This is a genomic window from Cellulomonas sp. A375-1, assembly GCF_001040865.1.
Taxonomy (GTDB): domain Bacteria; phylum Actinomycetota; class Actinomycetes; order Actinomycetales; family Cellulomonadaceae; genus Cellulomonas; species Cellulomonas gelida.
The window spans coordinates 37722-43893 of the sequence record NZ_LFKW01000130.1 but is presented as its reverse complement, the minus strand read 5'-3'; the positions used below and the strand labels follow the sequence as shown (position 1 = coordinate 43893).

Annotated in this window: 5 protein-coding genes; 1 reads left to right on the top strand and 4 read right to left on the bottom strand. The window is 71.7% G+C overall.

The genetic code is table 11. From position 1 onward, the window contains the following. Positions 1-113: 113 nt before the first annotated feature. The gene (locus tag CWIS_RS13260; protein ID WP_048343784.1) at positions 114-1442 is read right to left on the bottom strand and encodes an ABC transporter substrate-binding protein; all 1329 of its coding nucleotides are present in this window, start codon (positions 1440-1442) and stop codon (positions 114-116) included. A gap of 152 nt (positions 1443-1594) precedes the next feature. On the opposite strand from CWIS_RS13260, the gene CWIS_RS13255 reads away from it, so the two are divergent. After that, a complete protein-coding gene (locus tag CWIS_RS13255) occupies positions 1595-2572 on the top strand; it encodes a LacI family DNA-binding transcriptional regulator (RefSeq protein WP_048343808.1) in 978 nt (325 codons plus the stop codon). A 55-nt stretch (positions 2573-2627) separates the two neighbouring features. Here the strand turns inward: CWIS_RS13255 and CWIS_RS13250 are convergent, their stop codons facing one another. From CWIS_RS13250 to CWIS_RS13240, 3 genes are all read right to left on the bottom strand, one after another. Then, positions 2628-4220 (bottom strand): peptide MFS transporter, encoded by a 1593-nt coding sequence (locus tag CWIS_RS13250; RefSeq protein WP_082156463.1) that lies wholly within the window; start codon positions 4218-4220, stop codon positions 2628-2630. Positions 4221-4307: 87 nt separating this feature from the next. Further along, positions 4308-4880, bottom strand: a complete 573-nt coding sequence (locus tag CWIS_RS13245; protein ID WP_048343783.1) for a GNAT family N-acetyltransferase — start codon at positions 4878-4880, stop codon at positions 4308-4310. Between the two features lie 201 nt (positions 4881-5081). Continuing rightward, positions 5082-6172 (bottom strand): immunoglobulin domain-containing protein (locus CWIS_RS13240; RefSeq protein WP_048343782.1); only part of this gene is annotated, 1091 nt, incomplete at its 5' end.

Here is a 6172-nt window from a genome sequence, read left to right as displayed (position 1 = left end):
CCGGCCGGTCGCCGGCCGCGCCGAAGCGCGACCGGCGACCGGGACGGTCGGGGTGGACGTCGCAGGCGAGGCGGGGACGCCCAGGCGGGCGGTCGCTTCGTCTGCCACGTCGATCACTTCTCCGCGTCAGCCGCCGCCTGCGTGGCGTCGACGATGTCCTGCGGGGTGGCCTTGCCTGCGAACAGGTCGACGATCTTCGAGTTCATCGCGTCACCGATCGCCTTGCCGAACGCCGTGTCGAAGTAGAGCTGGATGAACGGCGACGCGTCGCGGACCTCGAGGAGGCTCGCCAGCGCGGCGTCCGAGACGTACTTCGACGCCGTCGGGTTGGTCGGCAGACCCATGTCGAGCTCGGCGAAGCCCTTCTGGACCTCGTCGGACAGCAGGTACTGCGCGAAGTCGACCGCGGCGTCGGGCGCGTCGTTGCTGACGGCCCAGGCGTCGCCGCCACCGAGCTGAGCGGCCGGGTCGCCGTCACCGTCGGAGACCGCCGGGAACGCGAACCACGCCAGGTCGGAGCCGATGCCCTCGGAGCCGAGCTCGTCGGTGATGCCCTGCATCACGCCGGGCTCCCAGTGACCCTGGAGCTCGATCGCGACCTTGCCGGTGGCGAGCATGCCCGAGGCGCTCGACGGGCCCTTCTGGGCCACGGTGCTCAGGAAGCCGTCGTTGAAGGGCTCGGCGTCCAGGAACTCCTGCAGGGACTCGCCCGCACGGACGAAGCAGGGGTCCGAGAAGTCGAGCGACGACACGGCGCCCGTCAGGACGTCCTGCGAGCACTGGCGCAGCGCGAAGTAGTACCAGTAGTGCGCGGCCGGCCAGCCCTCGCCGGCGCCGACGGACAGCGGGACGATGCCCGCGGCCTTCAGCTTGTCGATCGCCGCGTACATCTCGTCCCACGTCGTGGGGGGCGCCGTGATGCCGGCCTGGGCGAAGAGGGCCTTGTTGTACCAGAAGCCCACCACGCCGAGGGAGAACGGCAGGGCGTACGTCTTGCTGTCGACCTGGAAGCCGGCGACGGAGCCACCGAGCTTGGCGATCGTGTCCGCAGCCGACTCGGACAGGTCCTTCGTGATGCCCGCGTTGACGTGGTCGCGGAGCTCGCCGCCACCACGCTCCATGTAGATGTCCGGGGCGTCCCCGGCCTGGAACGCGGCCTCGAGCTTGGTGATCATGTCCTCGTGCTGCATGGCGCTCACCTCGACGGTGACGCCCGGGTTCGCGGCCTCGAAGTCCGCCGCGACCTTGTCGTAGTAGACCTTGCCGTCACCCGTGTTGGAGTTGTGCCACCACGAGATCGTGACGTCTTCCTTCTTGCCGCCGTCCCCACCACCGGTGCTCCCGTCACCCGACGGGGAGTCACCTCCGCTGCTGCAGGCGGCGAGGAGAGCGATCGTCGTCGCGAGCGCGATGCCCGCCGTTGCACGACGCATGCGTGCCATGTCTGGTCCCTTCAGTCTTCGTTGACCCACCTGGACGGGAGGAGCATGACAAAGTTTCGGAGAACTAGTCAATCGATATCGACACCGTTATCGACACCGTTATGAAACCGATGCCATAGGATCGCGCCGTGGAGCACACGGGCCGGGTCAAGATGGCCGACGTCGCCCGCCAGGCGGGAGTGTCGGTGGCGACCGTCTCGAAGGTCGTCAACGGTCGGTACGGGGTCGCGCAGTCGACTCTCGACCGCGTTCAGCAGGTCATCTCCGACCTGGGCTACGAGGCGAGCCTCGGCGCGTCGAGCCTGCGCTCGCACCGCACGCACGTCGTCGGGATCCTCGTCGCGGAGTTCGAGCCGTTCTCGACCGAGCTGCTCAAGGGCGCCTCGGACGCGATCGGGTCGACCGAGTACGAGCTGCTCGCGTACTCGGCGGGCGGTCGGCGCGCCGACGTCGGCTGGGAGCGCCGGTACCTCTCGCGTCTCGGCGGCACGCTCATCGACGGCGCGATCATCGTGACCCCGACGGTCGTGGACGCACGCGGCGTGATCCCCGTCGTCGCGATCGACCCGCACACCGGCCCGTCCGGGCTGCCGACGGTCGACTCCGACAACTTCGCCGGCGGCGTCATGGCCACCGAGCACCTCCTGGCCCTCGGCCACCGCCGCATCGGGCTCATGGGCGGACGGCCCGACCTCGAGTCCGCGCGCCTGCGCGAGGCCGGTTTCCGCTCGGCGATGGCGTCCGCCGGCCTCCCGGTCGACGAGACGCTCGTCGTGAACGGTGGGTACCGCCCGGAGACGGCGACCCAGCCCGCTCGCGACCTGCTCGACCGCCCCGACCGCCCGACCGCCGTGTTCGCCGCGAACGACCTGTCGGCGATCCGGACGGTCGAGATCGCTCGCGAGCTCGGGCTGCACGTGCCCCGGGACCTGTCGGTGATCGGCTTCGACAACGTCCCCGAGTCCGCGCTGTGCGACCCGCCGCTCACCACGGTGAGCCAGCCGCTGCGCGACATCGGCGCCCGCGCGCTCCAGCTGCTGATCGACCTGCTCGCCGAGAGGGACGTGCCGACGCACCTGCGCCTGCCCACCGCGCTCGTCGAGCGTGCGTCCTGCCGGCCTCTCGGCTGACGCCCCCTGACCTGACGGCGGCGAGCCCGCCCCGCCCGGGGCGCGGGCCCGTCGGTCAGTGCGCGGCCGTCCTCTTTGCCCCGACGACCTCCGTGCCCTCGTAGATGTGCCGCGTGACCCAGGGCGCGATGGCGAACATCGCGATCGCGAACACCAGCGCGACCGCGCCGATCCCACCGAAGTACGCGGTCGGGCTCGCCCCGCTCGTGGCCTGCACGAGCTGCGCCGTGATCGCGTTGCCCGCGCTGGTCGCCAGGAACCACAGCGCCATGGCCTGACCCTTGAACGCCCGGGGCGCGAGCAGCGTCGTCGCCGCGAGGCCGACGGGCGACAGGCACAGCTCGCCGATCGTCTGGATGACGTAGACCACCACGAGCACCCACCAGGGCGACTTCCCGTCGCCCGCGAGCGCGGACGCGCCCGCGAGGAACAGGAACGACAGCGCGGCGAACGACAGGCCGATCGCGAACTTGACGGCGGTCGGCGGCCGGTCGTCGAGCCGGACCCACAGCCACGCGAACACCGGCGCGAGCAGGATGATCGAGGCCGGGTTCACCGACTGGAAGAACGCGGGCGAGACCTCGAACCCGAAGATCGTCAGCTCGGTGTTGTCGCGCGCGTAGGCGGACAGCGTGCTCGCGGCCTGCTCGAAGATCATCCAGAACAGCATCGCCGCGACGAACAGCGGGATGTACGCGCGCAGCCGGGACCGTTCGCGGTCGGTGACCTTGGGCGAGCGGAACATGACCCAGAACGTCGCCACGGGCGCAGCGAGCGCGATGTACGAGAGCGCGTCGATCAGCGTCGTCGTCGTGAAGCCGCCCGAGACGAGCGCCGCGATGCCGAGCGCGACGAGGCAGCCGATCGCGACCGCGAGGACCAGCCGCACCACACCCGGACGGTCGGCCGCGGTGAGCGGGTTGGGCGGCACGTCCCCCGCGCCGCCCAGCAGGTGGCGCCCGGCCACGAAGAACCCCAGCGCGATCGCCATGCCGACGGCAGCGACCGCGAAGCCCGCGTGGTAGCCGCCGATCTCGCGCGCGATGCCGACGAGGATCGGCGCGAACAGCGAGCCGATGTTGATGCCCATGTAGAAGATCGAGAATCCCGAGTCGCGCCGCACGTCGTCGCGCGAGTACAGGTCGCCGACCATGCTCGAGACGTTGGGCTTGAGCAGTCCCGTGCCGAGCGCGACGAGCACGATGCCGAGGTAGGAGAACGACGCGTTCGGCACCGACAGGCTCACGTGACCCGCGGCGATCACCACTCCGCCGTACAGCACCGACCGCCGCGCGCCGATCATCCGGTCGGCGAGCCAGCCGCCGATCACCGACAGCAGGTACACCGAGGCGCCGTACGCCGCGACGACCGCGTTGCCGAGGGCGTCGTCGAGCCCGAGCCCGCCGTTGGCGATCGTGTCGGTCAGGAAGTACAGCAGGATCGCGCGCATGCCGTAGTAGCTGAAACGCTCCCACAGCTCGGTGCCGAACAGCGTCATCAGGCCGAGCGGGTGGCCGAAGAACGCGCGGTCCCGCGGCGGCCGGGCGTCGGCCTCGCCCACGCGTACCGCCGGGCCGTCGCTGCTCAGTGCACCGTCACCCGGGGTCGGGTCGACGGGGTTCTGCTCCGGGAGGTCACCGCGATCCATGGCGCCATCGTCCATCCGCCCATCGTGGGGCCCCCGGGACCCCCTCACCACCGGGGACGGGCGGTGCCGTGATAACGGCGTGGGGGCTCAGCGGGCCGCGTCGCCGAACTGTCCCGCTCGGTACTCGTCCTCGAGCAGCCCCATGTCGATCGCGTCGCACCAGCGCTCGCCGTCGCGGTACGCGTCGCGCCGGCGCCCTTCGACCCGGAACCCGAGGTTCTCGTACAGCGCCTGCGCACGCGGGTTGATCGCCAGGACGTCGAGCCCGACCCGGTGCAGCCCGAGCCCGTCGAACGCGAACCCGAGGACCAGCTCGATCGCCTCCGTGCCGTAGCCGCGACCGCGGTACCCGGGTCGCATCGCGAGGCGCAGGGACGCGCTCTGCAGGTGCTCGTCGATGTCGTCGAGGACGATCTCCCCGAGGTACTCGTCGTGGCCGACGAGCGTGATGGCGAGGTCGACGCGGCCGGGCAGCTCCCCGACGTTCGCGCACCAGTCCCGCGCCTCCTCGAGCGTGAAGCGGCGGGTCGTGCCCGTCAGCCGCATGCCCTCGGGGTCGCTCACCGACTCCCACAGGGCCTGCGCGTCGTCGACGCGGATCGGGCGGAGCGTGAGCATCTCGCCCTGCAACGTCGGCGTGTCGACGCGCTGCCTCGTCATCGGCCCTCCCCGGTCGGTCACCCGAGGGTAGTGCCGCGCCCGGCCCTCCGGCAGGGACTCGGGGCCTGCGGGGTGTCGCACGCACCGGGTCTCACCCCCGACGGGCCGGACGTGCGACGGCGGCGCCGCCGCGGAGCTCAGCCAGTCTCCGCGGCGTCGCCGCCGTCGTCCTGTTCCGGGCCGGACAGGTCCGGCCCGGGGTCAGCGCACGGTCAACGTGGCCGCCGTGCTGGTCGCACGACCCGCAGCGTTGGTCACGACCACCCGGTACTGGGCTCCGTTCCGGGCCTTGGTGGCCACGACCTGGAGCTTCGTCGCGGTCGCACCCGTGAGCGTGACCCACGAGCTCGCACCGGCCCGGCGCTCGTACCACTGGACCGACGGGGCCGGCGTGCCGGAGACCCGCACGGTGAATGTCGCGACCGAGTCCCGCTGGACCGTGACCGACTGCGGCGCCGTGACCACCTTCGGGGCCACGCGTGCCTTGCGGACCAGCGCGGTCTTGGTCGTCGCCGAGCCCGCGGAGTTCGTGAACACCGCGCGCACCTCGACACCCCCGCTGGTGGCGGGCACCTTGACCGTGAGCGACGTCCCCGTGGCACCGGCGATCGTCTTCCACTGCGAGAACCCGACGCCGCGCTGCTGCCAGCGCACGGACGGGGTCGGGAAGCCCGAGGCCGCCGCCGTGAGCGTGACCTTCGTGCCCGCCTTGGCCGTCGTCACCGACTTCGGGTTCTTCGTGACCTTCGGCGCGTACGGCTTCACCTTGACCGTCGCCGCCGTGGTGATCGCCGAACCGGCGGTGTTGGTGAACACCGCCCGGTAGGACGCGCCGTGGTTGGCCGCCCCGACGACCACCGCGAGCGAGGTCTTCGTGGCGCCCGTGACGGCCGTCCAGCTCGTCGTGCCGGCAGCGCGTCGCTGCCACTGGACGGTCGGCGTCGGGGTCCCCGTCGCCGCCGCACGCAGCACCACCGTGGTGCCGCGGTCCACCGTCGCCGACGACGGGTTCGCCGTCACCTTCGGCTTGACGGTCGCCGGCGGGACGACCTTCGCCTCCACGAGTCGGCCGACACCCCAGTGGGCGGTGCTCTGGTAGCCCGCACCCGTCGGGTCGGCCCAGTTGGTGATCGCGTGCCGGCTGCCGCTCGCGGCGTCGTTGACCTGGAAGTCCAGGCCGTGGAACGTCCCGAGACCGCCGTACTCGAGGAGGCTGATCGCCGCCTCGACCCGGTAGCCGGTCGCCGTCGGGACGACCGCGCTGGTCAGCCGGTTGCGCTGGAACGGCTCGT